This is a genomic window from Micromonospora sp. GCM10011541, from assembly GCF_042650725.1.
Lineage (GTDB): Bacteria > Actinomycetota > Actinomycetes > Mycobacteriales > Micromonosporaceae > Micromonospora > Micromonospora sicca.
The window spans coordinates 748,185-771,963 of record NZ_JBHSBP010000049.1; the positions used below are offsets into that span (position 1 = coordinate 748,185).

The following is a 23,779-nucleotide window of genomic DNA, read 5'->3' on the forward strand; positions in this document are numbered from 1 at the left end:
CAACATCGCCGGCGGCTGGAATGATTCCTGCCTGTGGTGGTTCACTCAGCGGCGGAACGGGTGCTGGCCGGGCTCGACCCGGAGCAGCGGTCCGCGGTGACCGCCCCGGCCGGTCCGGTCTGCATCCTGGCCGGCGCGGGGACCGGCAAGACCCGCGCGGTGACCTCCCGGATCGCCCACCGCGCACTCACCGGGGACATCTCCCCCCGGAACGTGCTCGCGGTCACCTTCACCGCCCGGGCCGCCGCCGAGATGCGGGCCCGGCTCACCGCGCTGGGCGTGGCCGGCGTGCAGGCACGCACCTTCCACGCCGCCGCCCTGCGCCAGGTGCGCTACTTCGCCCCCCGGCTGCTGGAGGGGCGGGCCATGCCGGAGCTGCTGGACAGCAAGGTCCGGGTGGTCACCCTGGCCGCCGCCAAGGTGGGCCTGCGGGCCGACCGGGCCGCCGCCCGGGACCTCGCCGGCGAGATCGAGTGGGCGAAGTCGTCCCTGGTCGAGCCCGGCGAGTACGTGGTGGCCGCGGCCAAGGCGCTGCGCGACACCCCGCACGAGCCGGCGAAGGTGGCCGAGGTCTTCGCCGCGTACGAGAAGCTCAAGCGCGGCAACGGCGTGATCGACTTCGAGGACATGCTGCGCGCCGCCGTCTGGGGGATCGAGGAGCACCCCGACGTCGCCGAGCAGGTACGCGGCCAGTACCGGCACTTCGTCGTCGACGAGTACCAGGACGTCAACCCGCTCCAGCAGCGGCTGCTGGAGGCCTGGCTCGGCGGCCGGGACGACCTCACCGTGGTCGGCGACGCCAGCCAGACCATCTACTCCTTCACCGGGGCCAGCTCGTCGTACCTGGTGGACTTCCCGCGCCGGCACCGGGGCGCCACGGTGGTCCGGCTGGTCCGCGACTACCGCTCCACCCCGCAGGTGGTCGGGCTGGCCAACGCGGTGATCTCGCAGGCCCGGGGCGCCGAGGCCCGGCTGCGGCTGGAGCTGGTGGGGCAGCGCCCGGCCGGTCCCGAACCGGAGCTGCGGATCTTCACCGACGAGCCGGCCGAGGCCAACGCCGTCGCGGCCCGCTGCCGGGCGCTGGTCGACGGCGGCACCCCGGCCCGGGAGATCGCGGTGCTGTTCCGCACCAACGCGCAGTCCGAGGCGTACGAGAAGGCGCTCACCGAGGCCGAGGTGCCGTACGTGGTGCAGGGGGCGGAGCGCTTCTTCGAGCGGCCCGAGGTGCGCCAGGCGATGGTCGCGCTGCGCGCCGCTACCCGCTCGATCCCGGGGGAGACACCGCTGCCGACCGCCGTCGTCGAGGGGCTCTCCGCGGTCGGCTGGGCCCCCGACGCCGCCCCGGCCGGCGGCGCGGCCCGGGAGCGCTGGGAGGCGCTCGCCGCGCTGGTCCAGCTCGCCGAGGAGTACGCCGCGACGCCCGAGGTGCTGCCGGTCGGCGAGGCCGCCGCGGTGGAACGGCCGGTGACGCTCGCCGACTTCAACGACGAGCTGGCCCGGCGCGCCGCCCAGCAGCACGTGCCCACGGTCGACGGGGTGAGCCTGGCCTCGCTGCACTCCGCCAAGGGCCTGGAGTGGGACGCCGTCTTCCTGGTCGGTCTCGCCGAGGGCACCCTGCCCACCACGTACGCGAAGACCCCGGAACAGGTCGAGGAGGAGCGCCGGCTGCTCTACGTCGGGATCACCCGGGCCCGGGAGTGGCTCTGGCTGTCGTACGCCGGGGCCCGATCGCCGGGCGGACGGGCCCGGCGGCCGTCCCGCTTCCTGCCCCAGCTCGACCGCTCGGGCGGCGGCGCCGAGCGGGCCGGCCCGGGCGCGGCCCGGCGGACCGAGCGGCGGCGCAACCAGGTCGTCTCCTGCCGGATCTGCGGCGCGACCCTGCTCGGCGGGGCGGACCGCAAGCTGGGCCGCTGCCCGACCTGCCCGTCCGACATCGACGAGGAACTGTACGAGCGGCTGCGTGAGTGGCGGCAACGGGTGGCCGGCGCGCAGAAGGTGCCGGCGTACGTGGTGTTCACCGACGCCACGCTGACCGCGCTGGCCGAGCGGAAGCCGGGCCGGACCGAGGAGCTGATCGCGATCGCCGGGATCGGTCCCCGCAAACTGGGCCTTTACGGCGAGACCGTGCTGGCCCTGGTGGAGGGCGCGGCGGTCGACGACGTCTGCCCGGAGAAAACTTTCGAAATCGAGTCGTAAATTCGTTTGCCCTCGCCCTGGGGCGAGGAATAGCCTCAGGACACACCTTGGGAGCGGCGCCATTCCGGCTGCTCACAGGGGCTGAGTCCATAGTCGGCACGAGGAACGTGAGGGAGGTGGCACCCGTGGAGATCTTCACCTATGAGCGTCCGGCGGTGATGCCGGCTGCCTGCGCTCCGCTGTCGGCTGTCCGGGTGGTCCTTGCCGCTGCGCGACCGTCCGTTCCGCAGGTGCACCAGGTCCAGGTTCAGGCCGAGCTGACCCTGACCGTTGCGCCCACCGGAATTCAGAACCCGGGGACCAGTGGCTTCACGGGCAAGGGCATCGATGGCGCCAAGAAGCGCATGGATGTCCGCGGCGTTCCACCTCGAGGTAGACCGGTCTGATCACCAGACCACCGGCTCACCTCGAGGCCGCGGAACCCGCACACCGGGATCCGCGGCCTCAGTTTTTTTGCCCTGCCGAAGTACGTCGGAAATGCGATCCACGAGATCGAAGTGAGAGAGAGGTGACCGGGCATGAGTCTGGCGTTGGCCCCGCTCGACGTGAGCGTCGACGTGGAGGCGAACCTGCCCTGCCGGAAGTTCGACCCCGACCTGTGGTTCTCCGACTCGCCTGCCGAGCTCGAGCTGGCCAAGTCGCTCTGCGGGGACTGCCCGCTGCGCGTCGAGTGCCTCGCCGGTGCGGCGGAGCGGGCCGAGCCCTGGGGCGTCTGGGGTGGCGAGATCTTCGAGCGTGGCGCGGTCGTCCCGCGCAAGCGGCCCCGTGGCCGTCCGCGCAAGGAGGACCTCGCCCGTGACGCCGCCCTGCGGGTCGAGGCCGAGGCGCGACTGGCGGCCAGTGGGCTGTCCGAGTCGCGGCACGCGGTCCGGCTGGCAGCCTGACAATGCACCCGATCCGTACCCAGGCCGGCCGCGAGCCGGTTGTCAGAGAGATGAATCAAATGCTGTACGCACCCAATGGAGCCGTCGAGATGCAACTACTCCACGAAGCGTTGTCCCGGGCCCGAATGCCCCGGCCTCAGGCCGGTCGCACCACCACGAGCACTGAGGCAACCCGTTCCGCCCGTACCGTCGCCATGACCAGCCGCAAGCAGTCGGCTCGCGACCTGGGCGTTCTCTAGTCCGTACCGATTCGCGGGGGCGGTGGCCGGAATTCCGGCCACCGCCCCCGCGGGGTTCCGTCGGTCAGGCCACCGGGGCGAAGCCGGGGAGCCAGCGCTCCAGGATCGCCCGGTACGGCGCCTTCGCCTCCAACTGGCAGAGCACCCCGATCGAGCCCAGCGTCACCCGGTGGATCATCAGGTACGACGGGGGCAGGTTGAGCTGCCGGCTGAGCTGGAAGGTGGGCGACCGGGGGCTGGCCAGCCGGGTCGCCTCGCCCCGCAGCCAGGCCCGGGTGAACCGGAACTCCTCGGCGGCGATCGGCTCCAGCATCGGCCGGAGGAAGTCGAGCACCGCCTCGGCGTCGATCGGCTCGGTGGGGCTGACGAAGCCCTCCTCGCGCAGGCCGGCCACCACCGCTTCCGCGTCGCCGCGGAGCGCCAGCGCGGCGATCCGGCCGATCGGCTCGGGGGTGCCCTCGGGCATCCGGGCCACCGCGCCGAAGTCGATCACGCCGAGCCGGCCGTCGGGCAGCAGTCGGAAGTTGCCCGGATGCGGGTCGGCGTGCAGCAGTCCGGCCCGCATCGGCGCGGAGAGGTGCAGCACGGCCATCAGCCGCCCGGCCTCGTCGCGCTCCTCCTCGGTGCCCTCCCGGATGATCTGCGACAGCGGCGTCCCCTCGATCCACTCGGTGATCAGGACCCGGGGCGAGGAGTCGAGCACCTCGGGGATGAAGATCTCCGGGTCGTCCGCGTACGCCGCCGCGAAGGCGCGCTGCGATTCGGCCTCGAGCTCGTAGTCCAGCTCCTCGGTGATCCGCTCGCGCAGCTCCACCAGGAGCGGCTTGACGTCCAGCCCGGGCTGGATCGCCCGGAACATCGCGCCCAGCCGGGAGAGCTGCTTGAGGTCGGCGAGCAGCGCGTCGCCCGCGCCCGGGTACTGGATCTTCACCGCCACGTCCCGGTGCTTCGGGCCGCCGGACGGGCCGTACCCGGGATCCCGCCAGACCGCGCGGTGCACCTGGCCGATGCTGGCCGCCGCGGCGGGGGTGTCATCGAACTCCACGAAGCGGTCCCGCCAGTCCGGGCCGAGCTGCTCGGCGAGCACCTTGTGCACGGTCGCCGCGGGCAGCGGCGGGGCGGCCTCCTGGAGCTTGGTGAGCGCCTGCCGGTACGGGGCCGCGATCTCCTCGGGCAGGGCCGCCTCGAAGACCGACAGCGCCTGGCCGAACTTCATCGCCCCGCCCTTGAGCTGGCCCAGGACGCTGAACAGCTGCTCCGCGGTGCGCTGCTGAATCTCGGCGGAGATGACGTCGGACGCGAGCCCGGTGACCCGCTTGCCCATCCCGAGGACGGTCCGGCCGGCGAAGCCGAGCGGCAGAGCGGCGAGCTTGGCGGTCCGGGTCACGGCCCGGCGCGGGATGTCGGTCACCCGGTCATTGTTACCGACTCGGGGGGCCCGCTGCTGCTACGAAGCCGGGAGCGGGTGGGCTCGAACCGGATCCGGCGACCACCCGAGCATTCGCAGGACGGATGGGGGGACCAGATTCGACGGCGGAACCGGCCGGCGCCGCCGACCTCGACCGTGCAGCCGAGCGTCTCCGGGGTGCCGCCGTCGAGGTGGGCCAGCGCCTCCGCCGCCGCGTACGCCACCGCCGCGAGCCCGGTGGTGGCGGCGCAGGCCTGGTCCGCGTCGCCGGCCGCGAGCTGGGCGGCGAGCGCGGGCCAGTCCGGGTCCCGGTCGACCCGGTGCAGGTCGAGGCAGTTCAGGCAGGGCCCGACCGGGGGCCGGACCAGCGGGCCGACCAGCGGCACGCCGCCGCGCAGGCCGACCAGGAGGTGGGGCTGGCGGCGCTGGGCGTACCGGGCGGCGAGCAGGGCGGCCGGCCGGTCGGTGCCGAGCTGGACGACCAGGTCGACCCGGCCGCGTCGCAACGGCGCGGTCCCAGTGCCCGGCGCGACGGGCCCGAGCAGGCCGCGGAGCGCGGCGGCAAGGGGCCGGCCCACCTCGGCGGCGGCCAGGCCGGTGCCGACCAGGTCGGCCGGGCGGACCGGGCCGGCCAGGTCGGGATCCAGGTGGCCGACGCCGGCCTGGGCCAGCGCCACGGTGAGCGGACCGCCGAGCCGGCCGGCGCCGGTGACCAGCACCCGGGCGGCCCGGCGGCGGCGCAGCACCTGGGCGGGCGTGCCGGGCGGCCCGGGCACGGCCAGCGCCAGCGCCCCGGCCTCGGCGGCGAGCCGGGCCCGCACCGGCCCGGCGAGGTCGCGGGGGAGCAGGGTGTGCGCGGGTACGACCAGGCCGGCGGCGTGCAGCGTGTCGAGCAGGGCGCGGGCCTCGTCGGACGGTACGTCCGCCGTCGTCGCGCAGTCGAGGACGCTGCGCTCGCTGCGGGTGCCGTCCAGCAGGTCGAGCAGGTGGGCGGCCCGGGGGTTGGCCACCTCCAGCAGGACGGCACGGCCGGGCTCCACCCCGAGCTGCAGGGTGTGCCGGTCCCGCCAGAGGCGGGTCAGCCCGGGCAGCAGGGTGGGACGGGTCAGCGGGGTGGCACGGCTCATGACACGGATGGTGATCGTGTCCGTGCCCTCCGTCGATCGTTGTCCACAGGTGCGCCGCGCCCTACCCAGGGTTGTCCACAGGAATGAGCGGGTTTTCCACAGCCCGCCGGTGGTCGTGTCGGCCAGCCGACAGTCCGCTCCGTCCCGGGACGGCAAACGGGGGAGGGGTGGCCATCGGCCACCCCTCCCCCGGACCCGTACGGGTCAGACCTTGGCCTTGCCGAGAATGCGGTTCACTGTTGTCCCGCAGACCGGGCACTTGCCCTTGGCCATGTTCATGCCGGTCTTCGAGACCTCGATGTGCCCCTCGAAGTCCCGCTTCTCCTTGCACTTGACGCAGTAACCGTTGTAGGTCTGGGCCTGGTCGGCCACGGTAGCCTCCTCGTCTCGTCCGCCGGACACGCCGTCCCAGCGGGTTTCCCGGCGGCGGGCCACGAGGCGCCGGCGCTGGGTCTTTCTCCGCGGCCACGCTCATGACCGCTGGTTGGCGGACCCTACCCAGGAACGGGCAGTTCCATGTCAGCTGTGCATCGACACTGTGAGGAAGTCGACGTCGAGAGTGTGCATGCCGAATTACGTCGGATAAGTCAGTTTCGCGGGGACACGCCGGGTGAATGCGCTCAGATCCCCCTTCCGGCGGCCCCCGTGCGGCGCTCCGCCGGGTGATCACCTAACGTGGGTGGGCGCCGGCAGGTGACGCGCCGGCGGCCGGACCGGCCGCCACGAAGGGTGACCGGAGACGACTTCTCGTCCTCCGCAAAGAAATTTTTCAGGACTCCTGGCGACCAACCACCATTTTCCGGGCGCGTGTCGTCGTGTTGACTCTTGCGGACCCCTGGTCAGTACGCATTAGCTTTCCCTCGTGACAGTCATCCGAGGCTGCGCGGGTCAGTGATGGCCGGGACGCGGAAGCCCGTCGTCGAGGTGCGGCGCAGTCAGCGCCGGCGACGCACAGTGTCCGCGTACCGCGACGGCGAGCGGGTCGTGGTGCTCATCCCCGACCAGTTCTCCCGGGCCGAGGAGAGCGAGTGGGTCGACCGGATGCTGGCCCGGCTCGCCGCCCGGGAGGGTCGGCTGGCCCGCTCCGACGCGGAGCTGCTCGCCCGCGCCGCCCGGCTGGTCGACCTCTACCTGCCCGACCACCGCGCCGAGACCGCGCCGGCCAGCGTCCGCTGGGTCACCAACCAGAACGGCCGCTGGGGTTCCTGCACCCCGGCCGACCGGACCATCCGCATCTCCCACCGCATCCAGGACATGCCGGACTGGGTGGTCGACTACGTGCTCCTGCACGAGCTGGCCCACCTGATCGTGCCCAGCCACAACGCCCGGTTCTGGGGTCTGGTCGGCCGCTATCCGAAGACCGAACGGGCCCGCGGCTACCTGGAGGGCGTCGCGGCCGCCTCCGGCGTCCCCCTCTCCGACTGAGCCACCCCGCCACGCCCGGTCGATCGACTCCGGGTCGCCGACCTGGCGGTGTCGGTGGGTGTCGGACAGCGCCACGGCGGGGATCTGGAGTGGGGCGGGGTCCCGGTGGTCCGGGTCGGGCGGGGTGCGTAGCGCGGGGCTAGGGTCGGGGCGTGGCCCGACGTGTGGTGGTGGCGTTGCTCGCTCCGGTGGCGTGGACCCCGCCAGGAATCGACCCGACGCGGTGGCGTACGGCGCTGGCCGAGGACGTGGTGGACCTGCTCGCCACGCTCAACGAGGTGGAGACCGCGGTCGCGGTGACGGCCGGCGACCGGTGGCTGGCCGATGCGGTGGTCTGGCCCGACATGGCCGTGCACGAGGTGGCCGCGCCCACGGTCAACGCGGTGTTCGCCGCGCTGGCCGCCGCTGACGGTGGCGGGCGGACCGGGTACGACCAGGCGGCCGTGGTGGCCGCCGACGCGCCCGACGTGCCCGGGCTGACCCTCGGCAAGCTGCTCCGCCCGCTCACCAGCCGGCCCGTCGCGGTCGCCCCGGTCGAGGGATCCGGGCCGGGGCTGCTCGGTGTCGCGGCCCGGCTGCCCGTGCCGGAGTGGTTGCCGCCGGTGGACCTGGACACCGCCGTACCCGCGGACGTTCGGGACGGGGCCCCGCACCCGGGCGACGTCGCGGTGACCGCCGGCTGGCGACGGCTGCGCGGCCCGGCCGACCTGGGCACGCTCGACCCGGCCTTCGAGGGCTGGGAGGCGACCCGGGCCCTCCTCTCCGGCCAGGCCGGCTGACCGTCCCCGGCCGGCGGGTCAGGACTTGCCGGTGTCGTCGCCCTCGTCCGGGCGGGGCGGGGTGTCGCCGCCCGGCGCCTTCTCCTCGGGACCACCCGGCGCGCTGAAGTCGAAGGAGGCCAGCTCGTCGTCGAGGTCGAGCCCACCGGCGGCGAAGGCCGCCGGGTCGGCGAAGTCGTCGTCGGAGGGGAGGAGGTCCGGGTGGCCCCAGACCGCGTCCCGGCCGGCGATGCCCCGGTGCTCGGTCAGCGCCGCCCAGAGCACCGACGCCTCGCGCAGCCGGCGCGGACGCAGCTCCAGGCCGACCAGGGCGGCGAAGGTCTGCTCGGCCGGCCCGCCGGCGGCCCGGCGACGGCGGAACGCCTCGCCGAGGCGTACGACGTTGGGCAGCCGCTCGCCGGCGGCGGTGTCGACCACGTGGCAGACCCAGCCCTCGACCAGGGCGAGCACCGTCTCCAGGCGGGCCAGGGAGGCCTTCTGCGCCGGGGTGTCCTCCGGCGTGAAGATGCCCTCCAGGGCGATCGCCTGCATCGACTCCGGGTCGGTCGGGTCGACCCGGCCCATCGCCTCCTCGATCGCCTCCCGGTTGACCCGGATGCCCGCGGCGTAGTTCTCCACGGCGGTGAGCACGTGCCCGCGCAGCCACGGCACGTGCTGGAAGAGCCGCTGGTGCGCGGCCTCGCGCAGGGCCACGTAGAGGCGTACCTCGTCCTCGGGCAGCTCCAGGCCCTCGCCGTACGCCCGGATGTTGGCCGGGACGAGCGCGGCCGTGCCGGCCGGGCCGAGCGGCAGGCCGATGTCGCCGGCCGAGAGGACCTCGGCGGCGAGTGAGCCGAGCGCCTGGCCGAGCTGGCCGCCGAAGAGGGCGCCGCCCAGCGTCGCCACCATCGACTGCATCGGGCCGAGCTGGGCCCGGGCCTCCGGCGGCACCAGGTCGCCCATGGCGCCGACCATCCGGCTGGCCACCGGGTCGCAGAGCTTGCGCCAGACGTCGAGGGTCTTGTAGATCCACTCGTTGCGGTTCCAGGCGACGGACGTCCGGATGCCGGTGGGCCACGAGGTCGCCGGCTCCAGCCAGAGGTCGGCGATGCGCAGCGCCTCCTCCACCGCGTTGCGCTCGAACGGCGAGACCGCCGGGTCGCCCGCGGCGGCGAGTTGGCTGGCCGCCACCTGCCGGGCGAGGTCCCAGTTGACCGGCCCGCTGCCCGGCGCGGAGAGCAGGTGCTGCAACTGCGACATGAACTGCTGCATCTGCGCGGGATCGTTGGGGTCTGGTGGTTGCCCACCCGGGAGCGCGAATCCGAACGGAATATCAGGCACGACATCTACGGTACGCGTGCCCCGCCCCAGGTCGCCGCCACCGGCGTTCCGCTGAGGGCGAAGTCCCGCGGTCACCGCGCCGGGCGACGCCGGGCGGATCGGTACGCTCTGCCGCATGAGACGTCGCGGCGTGACCGTACTCCTCGGTGCACTGCTCACCGCCCTGCTCAGCGTCGGCGTGCTGAGCGTGCCCATCCCGTACGTGGTGCTCGGCCCCGGCCCGACGGTCAACACGCTCGGCACCTCGGACGGCAAGGAGGTCATCCAGGTCACCGGGCGGGCGACGTCCACCTCCGCCGGGCAGCTGCGACTCACCACGGTCGGCGTGCAGCCCACGGTCAAGCTCCGCTCGGCGCTGGCGGGTTGGTTCTCGAAGGACGAGGCGGTGGTGCCCCGCGAGCTGGTCTACCCGCCGGGGGAGTCCCAGGAGGAGGTGGAGAAGCGCAACGCCGAGGACTTCCAGAACTCGCAGACCAGCGCGGAGACCGCGGCGCTGCGGGAGCTGGGCTACCCGATCCAGGTGCTGGTCAAGGCGGTGACCGCGGGCGGCCCGTCGGTGGACGTGCTCAAGCCCGGCGACGCGCTCACCTCGGTCGACGGTCAGCCGGTGACCAGCGCCGGCCGGCTCACCGAGCTGATCCGGGCCAAGCCGGCCGGCACCGCGCTGAAGATCGGCTACCTCCGGGAGGGGGCCGCCGCCACGGCCACCGTGACCAGCCGGGAGCAGGACGGCCGGCCGCGGATCGGGGTCGAGATCGACCAGCAGCAGCCGCACCCGTTCACCCTGAAGATCGACCTGGGTGACATCGGCGGGCCGAGCGCCGGACTGATGTTCGCCCTGGGCATCGTGGACAAGCTGGAGCCGGCCGACCTGACCGGCGGGAAGGTCGTCGCCGGCACCGGCACCATCGACGACGAGGGCCGGGTGGGCCCGATCGGCGGCATCGCCCAGAAGCTGGTCGGCGCGAAGGAGGCCGGCGCGAAGGTCTTCCTGGTACCGGCGGACAACTGCGCGGAGGCGGTCCGCAACCCGCAGCCCGACCTGCCGCTGCTCAAGGTGGCCACGCTGGACGACGCGCTGACCGCGTTGGAGAAGCTGCGCGCCGGGGGACAGCCGACCCGCTGCTGAGCCACGGCTCACCGGACGCCCGACGATCGTGACGTGACCTTGACCCGACGTGTCCAGGAACACCCCGTACTCTGGGTGCCTGGTCGGAGCCGATCACATCGAGCGTGCGGAGCCAACAGTGGTCATGCGTAGCAGCCCCCTGCCGAGGATGAGCCGGCGCGGACGCGTCACCATCGGGGTCCTGATCGGGGTGTTCGTGCTCTTCACCCTGCTCGGGTGGGGTGTCAACGCCTGGACGGACTGGCTCTGGTTCGACGAGGTCCGCTACACCCAGGTCTTCACCGGGGTGCTCGCCACCCGCCTGCTGCTCTTCCTGCTGGTGGGGCTCGGCATGGCGGCCGTCATCGCGGCCAACCTCTGGCTGGCCCACCGGCTGCGGCCGAGGATGCGCCCGCACTCCGTCGAGCAGGCCACCCTGGAGCGGTACCGGATGCTGCTGAGCCCCCGGCTCGGCACCTGGATCGCCCTGGTCGCCGCGGTCATCGGACTCTTCGCCGGGCTGTCCGGGCAGAGCCGGTGGAGTCAGTGGCTGCTGTTCCGCAACGGCGGGAACTTCGGCGTGAAGGACCCGGAGTTCGGTGTCGACGTCGGTTTCTACGTCTTCCAGCTGCCGTTCTGGCGCTACCTGCTCGGCGTCGGCTTCACCGCGGTGGTGCTCGCCCTGCTCGGCGCGCTGGCCGTGCACTACATCTTCGGCGGGGTCCGGTTGCAGGGCGTCGGGGACCGGATGACCAACGGCGCCCGGGCCCACCTGAGCACGCTGGTCGCCGCCTTCGTGCTGCTCAAGTTCGTGGCGTACCTGCTGGACCGGCGGGCGATGCTGTTGGAGTACAACGAGGGCGCCAAGCTCTACGGCGCCGGCTACGCCGATGTGAACGCGCTGCTGCCGGCGAAGGAGATCCTGGCGTACATCTCCATCGTGGTGGCCATCGCGATCATCGTGTTCTCCAACGCGGTGATGCGGAACCTGGTCTGGCCCGGCATCTCGCTGGCGTTGCTCGGCGTCTCGGCGGTGGCGATCGGCGGCATCTACCCGTGGGCCGTGCAGACCTTCGAGGTGAAGCCGAGCGCCCGGGACAAGGAGGCGCCGTACATCTCGCGGAGCATCGAGGCGACCCGGTCGGCGTTCGGGCTGGGCGGGACGAAGAGCGCCGGGTACGCGGCGAACAACTTCACCCCGCCGGCCAGCCTGGCCACCGACACCTCGGTGGTGTCGAACATCCGGCTGCTCGACCCGCAACTGGTCTCCGAGACGTACACCCAGCTCCAGCAGGTCCGGGGCTTCTACGACTTCGGCCCGAAGCTGGACATCGACCGGTACGCGGTGAGCGGCAAGACCTCCGACTACGTGGTCGGCGTCCGTGAGATCAACTACGGCGAGCTGACCCCGCAGCAGAACAACTGGATCAACCGGCACACCGTCTACACCCACGGCTACGGCCTGGTCGCCGCCCCGGCCAACCAGGTCTGCAACGGGCAGCCGTACTTCGTCTCCGGCTTCCTCGGCGACGCCGGCAAGGAGACGGCGGGCTGCTCCTCGTCGAGCGAGCAGATCCCGGCCCAGCAGCCGCGGATCTACTACGGCGAGCGGATGGAGGCCGACGACTACGCGATCGTCGGGCAGACCGACGAGAAGCGGAACGTCGAGTTCGACCGCCCGACCTCGACCGGCGGCGAGCAGTACTACACCTACACCGGTGACGGCGGCGTCAAGATCGGGTCGTTCACCCGCCGGCTGCTCTACTCGATCAAGGAGCAGGAGTCGAACTTCCTGCTCTCCGAGGCGGTCAACGACAACTCCAAGCTGCTCTACGTGCGCAACCCGCGCGACCGGGTGGAGAAGGTCGCCCCGTTCCTCACCCTGGACGGCGACCCGTACCCGGCGGTGGTGAACGGCCGGATCCAGTGGATCGTCGACGGCTACACCACGGCGGCGACCTACCCGTACGCCGAGCGGGTCAACCTCCAGGCGGAGACCACCGACGAGCTGACCGGGCGGGGCACCTTCCAGCTCGCCCGGGAGAACGTCAACTACATCCGCAACTCGGTGAAGGCCACGGTCGACGCGTACGACGGCACCGTGCGGCTGTACCAGTTCGACGAGACCGACCCGGTGCTGAAGGCGTGGAACAAGGCGTTCGGCGGGGACCTGGTGCTGCCGAAGTCGGCCATCCCGGCGGAGCTGGCCGAGCACTTCCGCTACCCGGCGGACCTGTTCAAGGTGCAGCGCAACCTGCTCACCAAGTTCCACGTCACCGACCCCGGCGACTTCTACTCGGGCCAGGACTTCTGGCAGGTGCCGAACGTGCCGGACGCGCCGGACAGCGGGCAGAAGCAGCCGCCGTACTACCTGTTCACCGAGTTCCCCGGGCAGGAGGGGCCGCGGTTCCAGCTCACCTCGGCGGTCACCCCCAACGGGCGGCAGAACCTCGCCGCGCTGATCTCCGGGTCGTACGTGGACGGGCAGCCGAAGCTGGAGGTGCTGGAGCTGCCGGACCAGACCCGGACCGCCGGCCCGGTGCAGGTGCACCAGCAGATGACCAACAACGGCGACATCCGGCAGCAGCTCAACCTGCTCTCGTCCAACCAGGCCCAGGTCCAGTACGGCAACCTGCTGTCGCTGCCGTTCGCCGACGGGATGCTCTACGTCGAGCCGGTCTACGTGAAGAGCAACAACCAGGACGCGTTCCCGTCGCTGCAGAAGGTGCTGCTGTCGTACGGCGACGGCGCATCGTACGTGGCGCTGGCGAACAACCTCAGCGACGGCATCAAGCAGCTCGTGGAGCAGGGCAAACGGGCCGGCCAGGGCGTCCCGCCGCCGGCCGGTGGAACGCCGCCGCCGAGCACCGGCGGGGCCCCGCCCGCGCTGACCGGTGAGCTGGCCGACGCCGCCGCCAAGGTGCAGAGCGCCATCGCCGAGGTCAAGGCCGCGCAGGCGTCCGGCGACTTCGAGCGGTACGGGCGGGCGCTGAAGACCCTGGACGAGGCGATGACGGCGTTCCAGCAGGCGCAGGTGGCGGCCAACCCGTCGGCCGCGCCGACGCCGAGCGGCAGCCCGTCCGCGTCCCCGCCGGCGTCCGGTTCGGCGTCCCCAGCGCCCACGCCGAACGGCTGACGCCCGGCTCGACCACGGAGCCCGTGGCCCGAGGACCCGTACCGGTCCCGGCCACGGGCTCTGTCGCATTCCGGACCCTGCGCCCGCAACCCGGCGCCCGGTTCCCCCGTCATCTGTTCAGGTGGGCCAGCGGGGAGGAGTGATCGCCAGATGAGGGACGCGCCGAGTTTCGACGACTTCTACCGGACCACGTCGGCCCGGACCCTTCGCTACGGCCGGGCGGTGGTGGGCGATCCGGGCGAGGCCCAGGACCTCGTCCAGGAGGCGTACGCCCGGGCCTGGCGGCAGTGGGGGAGGCTGGTTGCCCATCCGGCCCCGGCGGCGTGGCTGCGCCTGGTGGTCAGCCGGCTCGCCACGGACCGGTGGCGCCGGTCGCGCGGCTGGTGGCTGGCGATCAACCGTACCGGGCCACCGGACCACGTGCGGCCACCGGGCGAGGACAGCGTGCTGCTGGTCGGCGCGCTCCGGCAGCTGCCGGTGAACCAGCGGCAGGCCCTGGCCCTGCACTACCTGTTCGACATGTCGGTGGAGGACATCGCCCGGGAGGCTCGGGTGCCCATCGGCACCGTGAAGTCCTGGCTGTCCCCGCGGCCGGTCCCGGCTGGCCGAGCTGCTGCCCGGGGTCTCCGCCGAGGAGCTGGAGGTCGACGATGTCGCGTGAACTGAGCCGCCTCTACCGGGCGTTGGTGGAGGAGACCGACGGGCGGGCGCTGATGGCGCCGGAGCAGCTGCGTCGACGGGCCGACCGTCGGGCGCGGAACCGGGCCGCCGTCGGGGCGCTGGCCGTCGCGGCGCTGGTCGCCGGGACCGCGGCCGGCGCGCAGCTCGTCCGCACCTCGGGTCCGGACACCCCGCCCGGGCCGCCGGCGGGCACCCCCACGTCGGCGCGGCCCACGCCCGACGCCTCGTCCCCGGTGCCGTCGCCGACCACGACCCGGGCCACCCCGTCCCGTACCCCGGGCACGTCGCCCTCCGCCGGCCCGCCGAGCTCCCGGACGCCGATCACCATCCCGGACCGGGCCTTCTTCGCCCTGGCCCCGGGGAACGACGCCGGGATCGCCGCGGAGTTCACGCCGGGGCCGGTGCTGCCCGAGCTCTGCGGCGCCGAGCCCGGCGGGTCCGGCGTCGTCCAGCGCCGGGCGCGCGTGCTGGCGTACAAGCTGACCGGCACCCCCGCGGGGTACGTGCCGGACGGCAGCTACCGGCACAGCATCACCATCTACCGCGCCGGCCGGGCGGACGACGCGCTGCGGGAGCTGCGGCAGGCGGTCCGGGACTGCCCGCTGCAGCAGGTGCCCGACGCGCCGGGGGTGCGGTCCACCCAGCGCCTGTTGGACGACGGCGGGTACGGCGACGAGTCGGTGCTGTTCGAGGTCCGTACGCCGTACCGGGACGTCAACGGCCGCCCCACCGGTGGCGACGAGCTCCGGCTGGTCCGGGCGGTCCGGATCGGGGACGTGGTCACCGTGCTGTGGGAGCAGGGCTGGGAGAACACCTCCAGCATCCGGTCGCAGGTCGACGCGGACAGCCGCCGCGCGATGGAGGCGATCCGGAGGTGGTGGAACTGACCGCCCGTCCCGTTTTGCGGGCCGGGGGGTCGGTAGGCTACGGTTGTCGTACCGACGCGGGGTGGAGCAGCTCGGTAGCTCGCTGGGCTCATAACCCAGAGGTCGCAGGTTCAAATCCTGTCCCCGCTACCACACCGGACGGCCCCCAGGATCTGATCCTCGGGGCCGTTCCGCTTCTCCGCCCGGTGGTTTCCGGCCGCCTCGGCCGGATCGGGGACCCGGCCGATCTCCCTGCCGGGCATGCGATAGGCTGTACATACCGACGCGGGGTGGAGCAGCTCGGTAGCTCGCTGGGCTCATAACCCAGAGGTCGCAGGTTCAAATCCTGTCCCCGCTACTCGTCACGAAGGCCCCGGAGTTCGCTCCGGGGCCTTCGTCGTGTCGTGGCCCGGCCGAGTTTCTCGCCTCCTGTCGGTTGTCCGGAAAATTCTGAGAGGGTACTCTCGAGACATGTCTCTCAGAAACGCCGAGGACGAGACCGGGGGAAACCCGTACGGTGACCTCGAACTCACCGAGCCCACGGCGATGCGCGCGCTGTCCCATCCGGTCCGGCTGGCCATCCTGTCGAGGCTCCAGCGGCACGGCGCCGCGACGGCGACCGAGCTGTCCGAGCACGTCGGCGCCTCCCCGTCGGTGACCAGCTGGCACGTGCGCCACCTCGCCGGGTTCGGCCTGGTCCGGGACAGCGCCGTCGGCGGGGACGCGCGTAAGCGGTACTGGGAGGCGAGCGCCCGGGGCTTCCGCTTCCGGTTCCCCGACGACGAGGAGGGGCGAGCCGCGAGCCGGCTGCTCAGCCGGACGCTCTTCCAGCAGTACGACGACCTGCCGCGGCGCTGGATGGCCGAGGACGAGCCGCGGCTCGAACCGGAGTGGCAACGGGAGGCGGGCCTGTCGAACACCACCGTGCGGCTGACCGCGGCGGAACTGGCCGCCGTCAACGCCGCGATCGAACAGGTGCTGGCGCCGTACGTAACCCGCGACGCGGCCGACCAGCCCCCGGGCTCGCGGCACGTGCGGTTCATGCGCTACGTCATGCCCGAGGCGGGGGAGCGATGAGCGGCGCGGCGGAGCCGCGCGTGCCGCTGTTCCGCCAGCCCCGCTTCCGGTCGTTCTTCGTCGCGCACGCGACCTCCCAGTTCGGTGATCGGATCTCCGAGCTGGCGTTCCCGCTCCTCGCGGTGCTCGTACTCGACGCCACCGCCGCACAGGTGTCGCTGCTGACCGCGCTGGTGTGGCTGCCGAACCTCACCGGGATCTTCCTCGGCGCCTGGGTGGACCGGCGGGCGCACAAGAAGCGGCTCCTGGTGGCGGCTGACCTGATCCGCGCGGCGCTGCTGGTGACGGTGCCGGTCGCGTTCGCGTTCGACGCGGGCACGCTGGCGCAGTTGTACGTGGTCGCGCTGCTGACCGGCGCCGCGTCGGTGCTGTTCAACACGGCGTACCCCGCGTTCTTCGTCCGGCTGGTGGACCGGTCCCGCTACCTCGACGCCAACAGCGCGCTGAGCGCCAGCAGGTCCGTCTCCTTCATCGCCGGGCCCGCCCTCGGCGGTGTGCTGGTGCAGGTGTTGACGGCGCCGATCGCGCTCCTGCTCGACGCGGTGTCGTTCGTGGCCTCCGCGCTGGGCATCGGTCGGATCCGACTCGACGACGCGGCGGCGCACCCGGAGGAGCCCGAGCCGGAGACGTTGTGGCGCCGGGCCCGGGACGGGCTGAGGTTCACCCTCAGGGACCCCGTGCTCCGCGCGGCCCTCGGCTGCACGACGACCGTCAACTACTTCAGCTTCGTGTTCGGCGCCCTGCTCGTGCTCTTCGCCAGTCACACGCTCGGCCTGTCCGCGGGGCTGCTCGGCCTCGCCCTCGGCGCCGGTGCGGTCGGCGGCCTGCTGGGTGCCGTCGTCGCGCCGCGACTGTCCGCGCGAATCGGCGTCGGGCGCAGCATCGTGGCGGGTGCGATCGTCTTTCCGGCCTCGATCTCCCTCGTCGCCGTCGCGGACGGTCCGCTGTGGGCGCGGGTCGGGCTGCTGGCCGCGGCCGAGTTCTTCTCCGGGCTCGGCGTGATGTTGTTCGACGTCAACCTCAACGCGCTGAACGCCGCCGTGATACCCGACGGCCTGCGTAGTCGGGTGGCCGGCGCATACTCCACGGTCAACTACGGAGTCCGTCCGCTGGGCGCGCTGACCGGCGGAGCACTCGGCACCTGGCTCGGTCTCCGGCCCACGCTCTGGATCGCGGCGGTCGGCGGGGTCCTGTGCGTGCTGTGGCTGCTGCCCTCGCCGATCCCGGCGGTGCGTTCGCTCGAGCACCTGGACGGTCTTGACGGTCCTCGGCCTGAGCTGTCCGAGGCCGGGCGCAGTTCAGGGCGGTGAGGAGTCCGTGTCCGCCCTGCCGTGGTTGCGCCGTTCGGCGAGGATGGGGGCATGTCTGCTTGGAGCAAGTGGTGGGGCCGGCTCGGCGCGGTCCTCGGTGCGGTCGTGCTCTCGGTGTTCGTACCGGTCGCGGCCTGGGCGTCCACGGGTAGCGGCGAACTGGTCGTGGAGGCCGCGCGGCGGCGGTCACGGGGCGGCGGTGTGGGCTTCCTCGGTCTGCTCTGCTGCCTGGTGGTGGTCGTCGTGATCGTGCTGCTGGTGCTGCGACTGATGCGCGGCCGGCGGGGTGGCCCGCCGCGTTGATCCGACCTGGGCCCGGGCCCGGCGGCCGACGCCCGCCGGGCCCGCGCTCCGCGGTCCACCTGCTGGGGGACGCCCCCGGCCGGGCCGCGCGGCCGGTCACTCGGCCAGGGCCGCGTTCGCCTGGGCGATGAACTTGGCGGTGGCCGCGCGGGCGCCGGAGCGTCCGGAGCGGATGCTCTCGGCGGCGGCGATGAGCAGGGTACGCACCCGCGCGTGCCCCTTCGGCGGCGGCGCGGGGGCGGGTCCGAGCAGGCCGTCCAGGGCGGTGCCGAACGCGACCACCCGCTGCTGGGCCCGGTCGGTGACGCCGTCGGCGACGAACCGGCGCACCGCGCTGCTGGCGTTCAGGCCGCGTTCGACGCCGAGGATCCGGCCGGCCGCCACGTTGGTGGTGAGGAAGTTGATCACGTCGACGACCACCCTCGGGTGCCGGGTGCCCCGGAACGCCGCCCAGTACATGGACGCCCGCGCCCATTGGGCGGCCGGGCTGCCGGGCAGGCTGACGATGCCCAGCTCGTCGTCGGTGTGGCGCTGGAGTTCCGCCAGCTGGTGCGACCAGGCGAAGGACGCCGCGGTGTGCCCGGTGACCACGAGCTGCCGGGCCAGGTCGCCGGTGTCGGCCTGCTCCACCAGGGCCGCGCTCGGGGTGGCCCGCCGGCTCCGCGCCACCTGCCACAGCTCGAACCAGTCGAGCAGTTCGGCGCCGCCGAACCCGAGCTGCCGCCCCTGGTACAACTCGCCGCCCTGGCCCCGTAGCCAGAGCCACAGCGCCCGATAGTCGCCCGAGGGATCCATCGTCCCGGCCACCCGCTTGCCGGAGTCGCGGGTGACCCGGGCGGCCCACTCCACGTAGTCGCGCCAGGACATGCCGGTGCGCGGCTCCGGCACCCGCAGCCGGCGCAGCAGGTCCCGGTTGTAGACCAGCGCGGCGCTGGTCTGGGCGGCGGCCACGGCCACCGTACGTTCGTCGACCTGGCCGTAGTGGGCCAGGCCCTCCGGCAGGCCGCCCAGGTCGAGCCGCTTGTCCGCGACGTACCCGCTGAGGTCGAGCACGATCTCGCGCTGCGCGTACTCGGTGAGGACGGTGTCGTCGATCTGGAACAGGTCCGGCACGTTCCCGCCGGTGGCCTGGGTGGCCAGCCGGTCGTAGTAGCCGGTGAGCCCCTGCCAGGTCACCCGGAACCGGACCCGGGGGCTCTCCTGGGAGTACAGGCGCAGCGCCTTCTCGGTGGCCTCGGCCCGCCGGGTCCCGCCCCACCAGAAGACCGACAGCTCGATCGGCCCGTCGTCGACCCGCGTCTCCTCCTCCCGGCCGCACCCGGCGAGGCCGCCGGCGGCGAGCAGCGGCAGGCCGGTCAGCGCGCCGAGGAGCCGCCGCCGGTCGAGACCGGGGCGGGGCGGCACGAGCGGGTGAGCGCGCACGGGGACTCCTGGGGCGCTGGCGAGCTGCTGCGGACGGACCATTTACACAGGCAGCGGGCGAGGGTGTCAACGCCGGGGCGGTTTGCCCCCGTACGGGGGTCCTTCGACACCGGTGCGCCGAGGGCCGGTCGGACGCGCGGTGGTCGCACCGGGCGTCGCTGCGCCACATGGTGTACTAGGCGCCGTGGAACTTCTGCACTCTGGCAAGGTCCGGGACGTCTACACCGACGGCGACGACCTGATCCTGGTCGCCTCGGACCGGATCTCGATCTACGACGTGGCGCTGCCCACCCCGATCCCGGACAAGGGTCGCCTGCTCACCGCGCTCTCGCTCTGGTGGTTCGAGCAGCTCGCCGACCTGGTGCCGAACCACGTCATCTCCGCCACCGACGTGCCGGCGGAGTTCGCCGGCCGGGCGATCCGCTGCCGCCGGCTCGACATGGTCCCGGTCGAGTGCGTGGCCCGCGGCTACCTGACCGGCGGCGGCTTCGCCGAGTACCAGCGCAGCGGCGCGGTCTCCGGCGTCGAGCTGCCCCGGGGCCTGGTCGAGGCGTCGATCCTGCCGGAGCCGATCTTCACCCCGTCGACCAAGGCCCCGAAGGGGGAGCACGACGAGCCGATCACCTACCACCAGGTCGTCGACAAGGTCGGCGCGGAGGTCGCCGAGCGGCTGCGCCGGATCACCATCGACGTCTACCGGCGCGGCGCGGAGATCGCCGCCGACCGGGGCATCCTGGTCGCCGACACCAAGATCGAGCTGGGCTGGGCGCCGGACGGCACTCTGGTTCTCGCCGACGAGGTCCTCACCTCCGACTCGTCCCGGTTCTGGCCGGCCGAGTCGTACCAGCCGGGCCGCGCCCAGTTCTCCTACGACAAGCAGTACGTCCGGGACTGGGCCACCGGCAGCGGCTGGGACAAGCAGCCCCCGGCGCCGGAGGTGCCGGCCGAGGTGGTCGAGGCGACCCGGGCCCGCTACGTCGAGGTCTACGAGAAGCTGACCGGCAACCGCTGGAACTGACGCGGGACTCTCCGGGCACGGCAGCCCGTACCCGCGGGAGCGCGCGCGGTCGCCCGACGTCGGTCCGTACGATCACCAGGCGTGCGTGACATTGCCGTATTCAGCGGAACCGCCCATCCCGACCTCGCCGCCGAGATCTGCGCCCACCTCGCCGTTCCGCTGCACCCGGTGCGGGTGTCCCGGTTCGCCAACGACTGCCTCGAGGTGCAGTTGCAGGCGAACTGCCGGGAACGCGACGTCTTCCTCATCCAGCCGCTGGTGCCGCCGGTGCAGGAGCACCTGGTCGAACTGCTGCTCATGACCGACGCGGCCCGCGGCGCGTCCGCCGGCCGGATCACCGTGGTGCTGCCGCACTACGCGTACGCCCGCTCGGACAAGAAGGACGCCCCGCGCATCTCCATCGGTGGCCGGCTGGTGGCCGACCTGCTCACCTCGGCCGGGGCGGACCGGGTGCTCGCGATGACCCTGCACTCGCCGCAGGTGCACGGCTTCTTCAGCGTCCCGGTCGACCACCTGCACGCGCTGCGCGAGCTGGCCGCCCACTTCAAGGGGTACGACCTGGGCAACACCGTGGTGGTCTCGCCGGACCTGGGCAACGCCAAGGAGGCGGCGGCGTTCGCCCGGATGCTGGGCACCCCGGTCGCGGCCGGCGCGAAGCAGCGGTACAGCGACGACCTGGTGAAGATCAGCACGGTCATCGGCGACGTGACGGACCGGGACGTGATCGTGCTGGACGACGAGATCGCCAAGGGCAGCACGGTGATCGAACTGATCGCGCACCTGCGCGAACGGAACGTCCGCTCGATCCGGCTGGCCTGCACCCACGGCCTCTTCTCCAGCGGCGCGCTGGAGCGGCTGAGCGCCCAGGACGGGGTGCTGGAGATCGTCTGCACCAACACGGTGCCGATCCCGGCGGAGAAGCGGGTGCCGAAGCTGGAGGTGCTCTCGGTGGCGCCGGCGCTGGCCGAGGCGATGCGGCGGATCCACAACGGCGAGTCGGTCAGCGCTCTCTTCGGCTGACGCCCGACCCCGGCCCGTGCGCGCGCCGGCGTCGATCCACTCCCGGCGGGGAGGGGCTACTCGGCGCGGTGTCGGCCGACGCGCTCGGTCGAGGCGACGGCGGCGCCGATCCGGACGGTCGTGCCGTCCTCGCCGGTCACGACCTCCATCGTGTCGCTGAGCTCCCGCGCGAGCCAGAGACCCCACCCGCCGGCGGTGTCCGGGGCCGGGCGGGCCCGGTCGTCGAGCCACCCGGTGCTGATCCCGTTCCCGTGGTCGGCGACCTCGCAGACCAGCTCGCCCTCCTGCCGCCACAGCCGCAGCGAGCCCTTACCGCCGCCGTGCCGCACGGCGTTGGTGATCAGCTCGTTGACCGCCAGCACGAAGTCGTCCAACCGCTGGCCGGTGAGCCCCGCCGCGTGCGCACAGGAGGTGACCGAGTGGCGCAGCTCGGTCACCTGTGCCCGATCGAAGGCTTCGGCGATGAGGAGGGAAGATTCGATGGGCACAACCGTACGCGGTACGCGGGGTGATGCGTTCGTCATGGCCCCGTCCCGGCGCTGGATCTCGGAGTTATTCGCGGCATTTCCACCGTACGTCAGGGTTTCCCGAGCCGCATCCATGGCTGTCCCCGGCGTCCCCTTGGACTGTGGCATGGTGTCGCGCATGCCGTCGTCTCCCGGAGGTCTCGAGGTCCCGCTCTGGCGGTCCATCGCGGTGTTCCGGTTCGCCTCGCTGGCGTACGTCGGTGTGCTGGTTCTCCGCGACGCCCACCGGTACGCGCACCCGCTGGCCGCCGGCGGCGTACTGCTGGTGATGCTGGCCTGGTCCGGGGTGACCGCGGCCGGCTACGCGCGCCCGGCGGGACGGCGCTGGCCGCTGCTCCTGGCCGACCTCGGCGTGGTGCTGGCGATCGTGCTGGCCACCCCCTGGGTGGTGGGCCGCGCGGCGCTCGCCGCCGGCGTGCCCACCCTGACCGTGGCCTGGCTGGCCGGGCCGGTGCTGGCCTGGGCGGTCTCCGGCGGCCGGCGCCGCGGCGCGGTCGCCGCCCTGGTGCTCGGCGCCGCCGACCTGGCCACCCGGGAGCGGATCAGCCAGTCGTCGCTGACCGGCGTGATCCTGATGCTGCTGGCCGGGGTGGTGGTCGGGCACGTCGCCCGGCTGGCGGTGACCGCCGAGGAGCGGCTGCAACGGGCGGTCGAGCTGGAGGCGGCGACCCGGGAGCGGGAGCGGCTGGCCCGGGACATCCACGACTCGGTGCTCCAGGTGCTGGCGCTGGTGCAGCGACGCGGCGCCCAGCTCGACGGCGAGGGCGGCGAGCTGGCCGGGCTGGCCGGTGAGCAGGAGGCCGCGCTGCGGGCGCTGATCGGCCGCTCCGGCGGCGACCCGGACGACGACGGCGGCACCCGGGACCTGCGCGCCCTGCTCGACCGGTACGCCACGACGACGGTCGTGGTCTCCGCGCCGGCCACCGGAGTACCGCTGCCCACGCGGGTCGCCCGCGAGCTGGCCGCCGCCACCGGCGCGGCACTGGACAACGTGGCCCGGCACGCCGGCGGGCGGGCCTGGGTGCTGATCGAGGACGAGGGGGAGACGGTGACCGTCTCGGTACGCGACGAGGGACCGGGGATCCCGGAGGGGCGGCTGGCCGAGGCCGCGGCCCAGGGGCGGCTCGGGGTGGCCCAGGCCATCCGGGGGCGGGTGGCCGACCTCGGCGGTGAGGTGCGGATCGTCTCCGCCCCCGGCGCGGGCACCGAGATCGAGCTGGTCGTGCCCCGGGACGCCCGGTGAGCGGCGCGGCCGGGCAACCGGACGGCCGGGTCCGGGTGATGGTGGTCGACGACCACCCGATGTGGCGGGAGGGGGTGGCCCGCGACCTCACCGAGGCCGGCCACCTGGTCGTGGCCACCAGCGGCGAGGGGCGGCAGGCCGTGCGGCTGGCCGCCGCCGCCCGGCCCGACGTGGTCGTGCTCGACCTGCAACTGCCGGACGTCTCCGGGGTCGAGGTGATCCGCGGGCTGCGTGCGGCGCTGCCCGAGGTGCGGGTGCTGATGCTGTCGGCCAGCGGGGAGCCGCAGAGCGTCCTGGACGCGGTGAAGGCCGGCGCCACCGGCTACCTGGTCAAGTCGGCCGCCCCGGCGGAGTTCCTCGACGCGGTGCGGCGCACCGCCGCGGGCGAGCCGGTCTTCACCCCGGGACTCGCCGGGCTGGTGCTGGGGGAGTACCGGCGGCTGGCGGCCGAGCCACCGAGCGGGCCCGCCGCCGACTCGGCACCCCGGCTCACCGAACGGGAGACCGAGGTGCTGCGCCTGGTGGCCAAGGGCCTGTCGTACAAGCAGATCGCCGAGCGGCTCGGGCTCTCCCACCGGACGGTGCAGAACCACGTGCAGAACACGCTCGGCAAGCTCCAGCTGCACAACCGGGTCGAGCTGACCCGCTACGCCATCGAACGGGGCCTGGACGACTAGAACCAGGCCCGGA

General features: G+C 73.3%; 21 protein-coding genes, 2 tRNA genes and 1 pseudogene. 18 read left to right on the forward strand and 6 right to left on the reverse strand.

What is annotated here, in order from left to right; genetic code table 11:
* The first annotated feature begins 33 nt into the window (after positions 1 to 33).
* From ACFOYX_RS20750 to ACFOYX_RS20760, 3 genes are all read left to right on the forward strand, one after another.
* Entirely contained in the window at positions 34 to 2,196 is a 2,163-nt protein-coding gene (locus tag ACFOYX_RS20750; RefSeq protein WP_322444126.1) for an ATP-dependent DNA helicase UvrD2, read from the forward strand.
* A gap of 158 nt (positions 2,197 to 2,354) precedes the next feature.
* Positions 2,355 to 2,582: a hypothetical protein gene (locus tag ACFOYX_RS20755; RefSeq protein ID WP_255544696.1), complete on the forward strand. Its 228-nt coding sequence runs from the start codon at positions 2,355 to 2,357 to the stop codon at positions 2,580 to 2,582.
* Between the two features lie 132 nt (positions 2,583 to 2,714).
* Entirely contained in the window at positions 2,715 to 3,080 is a 366-nt protein-coding gene (locus ACFOYX_RS20760; protein WP_109805172.1) for a WhiB family transcriptional regulator, read from the forward strand.
* A 303-nt stretch (positions 3,081 to 3,383) separates the two neighbouring features.
* Here ACFOYX_RS20760 and ACFOYX_RS20765 read toward each other — a convergent pair whose 3' ends face one another.
* The 3 genes from ACFOYX_RS20765 to ACFOYX_RS20775 all read right to left on the reverse strand — a co-directional run bounded on the left by ACFOYX_RS20765 (position 3,384) and on the right by ACFOYX_RS20775 (position 6,226).
* Positions 3,384 to 4,730 carry an AarF/ABC1/UbiB kinase family protein gene (locus ACFOYX_RS20765; protein ID WP_322441250.1) on the reverse strand — a complete coding sequence of 449 codons (1,347 nt, stop codon included), beginning with the start codon at positions 4,728 to 4,730 and terminating at the stop codon, positions 3,384 to 3,386.
* Positions 4,727 to 5,854 carry a TOMM precursor leader peptide-binding protein gene (locus ACFOYX_RS20770; RefSeq protein ID WP_322441251.1) on the reverse strand — a complete coding sequence of 376 codons (1,128 nt, stop codon included), beginning with the start codon at positions 5,852 to 5,854 and terminating at the stop codon, positions 4,727 to 4,729. The genes ACFOYX_RS20765 and ACFOYX_RS20770 overlap by 4 nt, the downstream gene beginning before the upstream one ends.
* 204 nt (positions 5,855 to 6,058) lie before the next feature.
* Positions 6,059 to 6,226 carry a DUF5679 domain-containing protein gene (locus ACFOYX_RS20775; protein ID WP_007072829.1) on the reverse strand — a complete coding sequence of 56 codons (168 nt, stop codon included), beginning with the start codon at positions 6,224 to 6,226 and terminating at the stop codon, positions 6,059 to 6,061.
* A 522-nt stretch (positions 6,227 to 6,748) separates the two neighbouring features.
* Between ACFOYX_RS20775 and ACFOYX_RS20780 the strand changes: the two genes are divergently transcribed.
* Both ACFOYX_RS20780 and ACFOYX_RS20785 read left to right on the forward strand, forming a co-directional pair.
* Positions 6,749 to 7,279 carry a M48 family metallopeptidase gene (locus ACFOYX_RS20780; protein WP_322441252.1) on the forward strand — a complete coding sequence of 177 codons (531 nt, stop codon included), beginning with the start codon at positions 6,749 to 6,751 and terminating at the stop codon, positions 7,277 to 7,279.
* A 152-nt stretch (positions 7,280 to 7,431) separates the two neighbouring features.
* The gene (locus ACFOYX_RS20785) at positions 7,432 to 8,058 is read left to right on the forward strand and encodes a hypothetical protein (RefSeq protein WP_322441253.1); all 627 of its coding nucleotides are present in this window, start codon (positions 7,432 to 7,434) and stop codon (positions 8,056 to 8,058) included.
* Between the two features lie 18 nt (positions 8,059 to 8,076).
* Here the strand turns inward: ACFOYX_RS20785 and ACFOYX_RS20790 are convergent, their stop codons facing one another.
* The gene (locus tag ACFOYX_RS20790) at positions 8,077 to 9,309 is read right to left on the reverse strand and encodes a zinc-dependent metalloprotease (RefSeq protein ID WP_255544066.1); all 1,233 of its coding nucleotides are present in this window, start codon (positions 9,307 to 9,309) and stop codon (positions 8,077 to 8,079) included.
* A 184-nt stretch (positions 9,310 to 9,493) separates the two neighbouring features.
* Between ACFOYX_RS20790 and ACFOYX_RS20795 the strand changes: the two genes are divergently transcribed.
* The 9 genes and pseudogenes from ACFOYX_RS20795 to ACFOYX_RS20835 all read left to right on the forward strand — a co-directional run bounded on the left by ACFOYX_RS20795 (position 9,494) and on the right by ACFOYX_RS20835 (position 17,859).
* A complete protein-coding gene (locus tag ACFOYX_RS20795; RefSeq protein WP_322441254.1) occupies positions 9,494 to 10,507 on the forward strand; it encodes a PDZ domain-containing protein in 1,014 nt (337 codons plus the stop codon).
* Between the two features lie 124 nt (positions 10,508 to 10,631).
* Positions 10,632 to 13,622, forward strand: a complete 2,991-nt coding sequence (locus ACFOYX_RS20800; protein WP_322441255.1) for a UPF0182 family protein — start codon at positions 10,632 to 10,634, stop codon at positions 13,620 to 13,622.
* A 150-nt stretch (positions 13,623 to 13,772) separates the two neighbouring features.
* Positions 13,773 to 14,283 (forward strand): annotated as a pseudogene (locus ACFOYX_RS20805) (SigE family RNA polymerase sigma factor).
* On the forward strand, positions 14,273 to 15,190 hold the full coding sequence (locus ACFOYX_RS20810; RefSeq protein WP_322441256.1) for a hypothetical protein: 918 nt from the start codon (positions 14,273 to 14,275) through the stop codon (positions 15,188 to 15,190). Before ACFOYX_RS20805 ends, ACFOYX_RS20810 begins: the two are co-directional and overlap by 11 nt.
* A 55-nt stretch (positions 15,191 to 15,245) precedes the next feature.
* A tRNA-Met gene (locus ACFOYX_RS20815) sits at positions 15,246 to 15,322 on the forward strand.
* A 131-nt stretch (positions 15,323 to 15,453) separates the two neighbouring features.
* A tRNA-Met gene (locus ACFOYX_RS20820) sits at positions 15,454 to 15,527 on the forward strand.
* Between the two features lie 113 nt (positions 15,528 to 15,640).
* Positions 15,641 to 16,246, forward strand: coding sequence for a helix-turn-helix domain-containing protein (locus ACFOYX_RS20825; protein ID WP_322441257.1), 606 nt, complete (start codon positions 15,641 to 15,643; stop codon positions 16,244 to 16,246).
* On the forward strand, positions 16,243 to 17,556 hold the full coding sequence (locus ACFOYX_RS20830; RefSeq protein WP_322441258.1) for an MFS transporter: 1,314 nt from the start codon (positions 16,243 to 16,245) through the stop codon (positions 17,554 to 17,556). The genes ACFOYX_RS20825 and ACFOYX_RS20830 overlap by 4 nt, the downstream gene beginning before the upstream one ends.
* 51 nt (positions 17,557 to 17,607) lie before the next feature.
* The gene (locus tag ACFOYX_RS20835) at positions 17,608 to 17,859 is read left to right on the forward strand and encodes a hypothetical protein (RefSeq protein ID WP_322441259.1); all 252 of its coding nucleotides are present in this window, start codon (positions 17,608 to 17,610) and stop codon (positions 17,857 to 17,859) included.
* 96 nt (positions 17,860 to 17,955) lie between these two features.
* On the opposite strand, the gene ACFOYX_RS20840 is transcribed toward ACFOYX_RS20835, so the two are convergent.
* Positions 17,956 to 19,281: an extracellular solute-binding protein gene (locus tag ACFOYX_RS20840; protein ID WP_322441260.1), complete on the reverse strand. Its 1,326-nt coding sequence runs from the start codon at positions 19,279 to 19,281 to the stop codon at positions 17,956 to 17,958.
* A 184-nt stretch (positions 19,282 to 19,465) separates the two neighbouring features.
* On the opposite strand from ACFOYX_RS20840, the gene ACFOYX_RS20845 reads away from it, so the two are divergent.
* Both ACFOYX_RS20845 and ACFOYX_RS20850 read left to right on the forward strand, forming a co-directional pair.
* Positions 19,466 to 20,299: a phosphoribosylaminoimidazolesuccinocarboxamide synthase gene (locus ACFOYX_RS20845; protein ID WP_322441261.1), complete on the forward strand. Its 834-nt coding sequence runs from the start codon at positions 19,466 to 19,468 to the stop codon at positions 20,297 to 20,299.
* 81 nt (positions 20,300 to 20,380) lie between these two features.
* Complete coding sequence (locus tag ACFOYX_RS20850; protein WP_109801227.1) at positions 20,381 to 21,319, forward strand: ribose-phosphate pyrophosphokinase; 939 nt, start codon at positions 20,381 to 20,383, stop codon at positions 21,317 to 21,319.
* A 56-nt stretch (positions 21,320 to 21,375) separates the two neighbouring features.
* Here ACFOYX_RS20850 and ACFOYX_RS20855 read toward each other — a convergent pair whose 3' ends face one another.
* A complete protein-coding gene (locus tag ACFOYX_RS20855; protein ID WP_322441328.1) occupies positions 21,376 to 21,843 on the reverse strand; it encodes an ATP-binding protein in 468 nt (155 codons plus the stop codon).
* 121 nt (positions 21,844 to 21,964) lie between these two features.
* On the opposite strand from ACFOYX_RS20855, the gene macS reads away from it, so the two are divergent.
* On the forward strand, positions 21,965 to 23,089 hold the full coding sequence (gene macS, locus ACFOYX_RS20860; RefSeq protein ID WP_322441262.1) for a MacS family sensor histidine kinase: 1,125 nt from the start codon (positions 21,965 to 21,967) through the stop codon (positions 23,087 to 23,089).
* A 38-nt stretch (positions 23,090 to 23,127) separates the two neighbouring features.
* Positions 23,128 to 23,766 carry a response regulator transcription factor gene (locus ACFOYX_RS20865; RefSeq protein WP_322441329.1) on the forward strand — a complete coding sequence of 213 codons (639 nt, stop codon included), beginning with the start codon at positions 23,128 to 23,130 and terminating at the stop codon, positions 23,764 to 23,766.
* The last annotated feature ends 13 nt before the right edge of the window (positions 23,767 to 23,779 follow it).

Bases quoted from the DNA above. Each gene is read 5' to 3' on its own strand.
- ACFOYX_RS20755 (WP_255544696.1), top strand. From the start codon at position 2,355: ATGCCGGCTGCCTGCGCTCCGCTGTCGGCTGTCCGGGTGGTCCTTGCC.
- ACFOYX_RS20760 (WP_109805172.1), top strand. From the start codon at position 2,715: ATGAGTCTGGCGTTGGCCCCGCTCGACGTGAGCGTCGACGTGGAGGCG.
- ACFOYX_RS20770 (WP_322441251.1), bottom strand. From the start codon at position 5,854: ATGAGCCGTGCCACCCCGCTGACCCGTCCCACCCTGCTGCCCGGGCTG.
- ACFOYX_RS20780 (WP_322441252.1), top strand. From the start codon at position 6,749: ATGGCCGGGACGCGGAAGCCCGTCGTCGAGGTGCGGCGCAGTCAGCGC.
- ACFOYX_RS20790 (WP_255544066.1), bottom strand. From the start codon at position 9,309: ATGCAGCAGTTCATGTCGCAGTTGCAGCACCTGCTCTCCGCGCCGGGC.
- ACFOYX_RS20795 (WP_322441254.1), top strand. From the start codon at position 9,494: ATGAGACGTCGCGGCGTGACCGTACTCCTCGGTGCACTGCTCACCGCC.
- ACFOYX_RS20800 (WP_322441255.1), top strand. From the start codon at position 10,632: ATGCGTAGCAGCCCCCTGCCGAGGATGAGCCGGCGCGGACGCGTCACC.
- ACFOYX_RS20810 (WP_322441256.1), top strand. From the start codon at position 14,273: ATGTCGCGTGAACTGAGCCGCCTCTACCGGGCGTTGGTGGAGGAGACC.
- ACFOYX_RS20825 (WP_322441257.1), top strand. From the start codon at position 15,641: ATGTCTCTCAGAAACGCCGAGGACGAGACCGGGGGAAACCCGTACGGT.
- ACFOYX_RS20830 (WP_322441258.1), top strand. From the start codon at position 16,243: ATGAGCGGCGCGGCGGAGCCGCGCGTGCCGCTGTTCCGCCAGCCCCGC.
- ACFOYX_RS20835 (WP_322441259.1), top strand. From the start codon at position 17,608: ATGTCTGCTTGGAGCAAGTGGTGGGGCCGGCTCGGCGCGGTCCTCGGT.
- ACFOYX_RS20855 (WP_322441328.1), bottom strand. From the start codon at position 21,843: ATGACGAACGCATCACCCCGCGTACCGCGTACGGTTGTGCCCATCGAA.
- macS (WP_322441262.1), top strand. From the start codon at position 21,965: ATGCCGTCGTCTCCCGGAGGTCTCGAGGTCCCGCTCTGGCGGTCCATC.
- ACFOYX_RS20865 (WP_322441329.1), top strand. From the start codon at position 23,128: ATGGTGGTCGACGACCACCCGATGTGGCGGGAGGGGGTGGCCCGCGAC.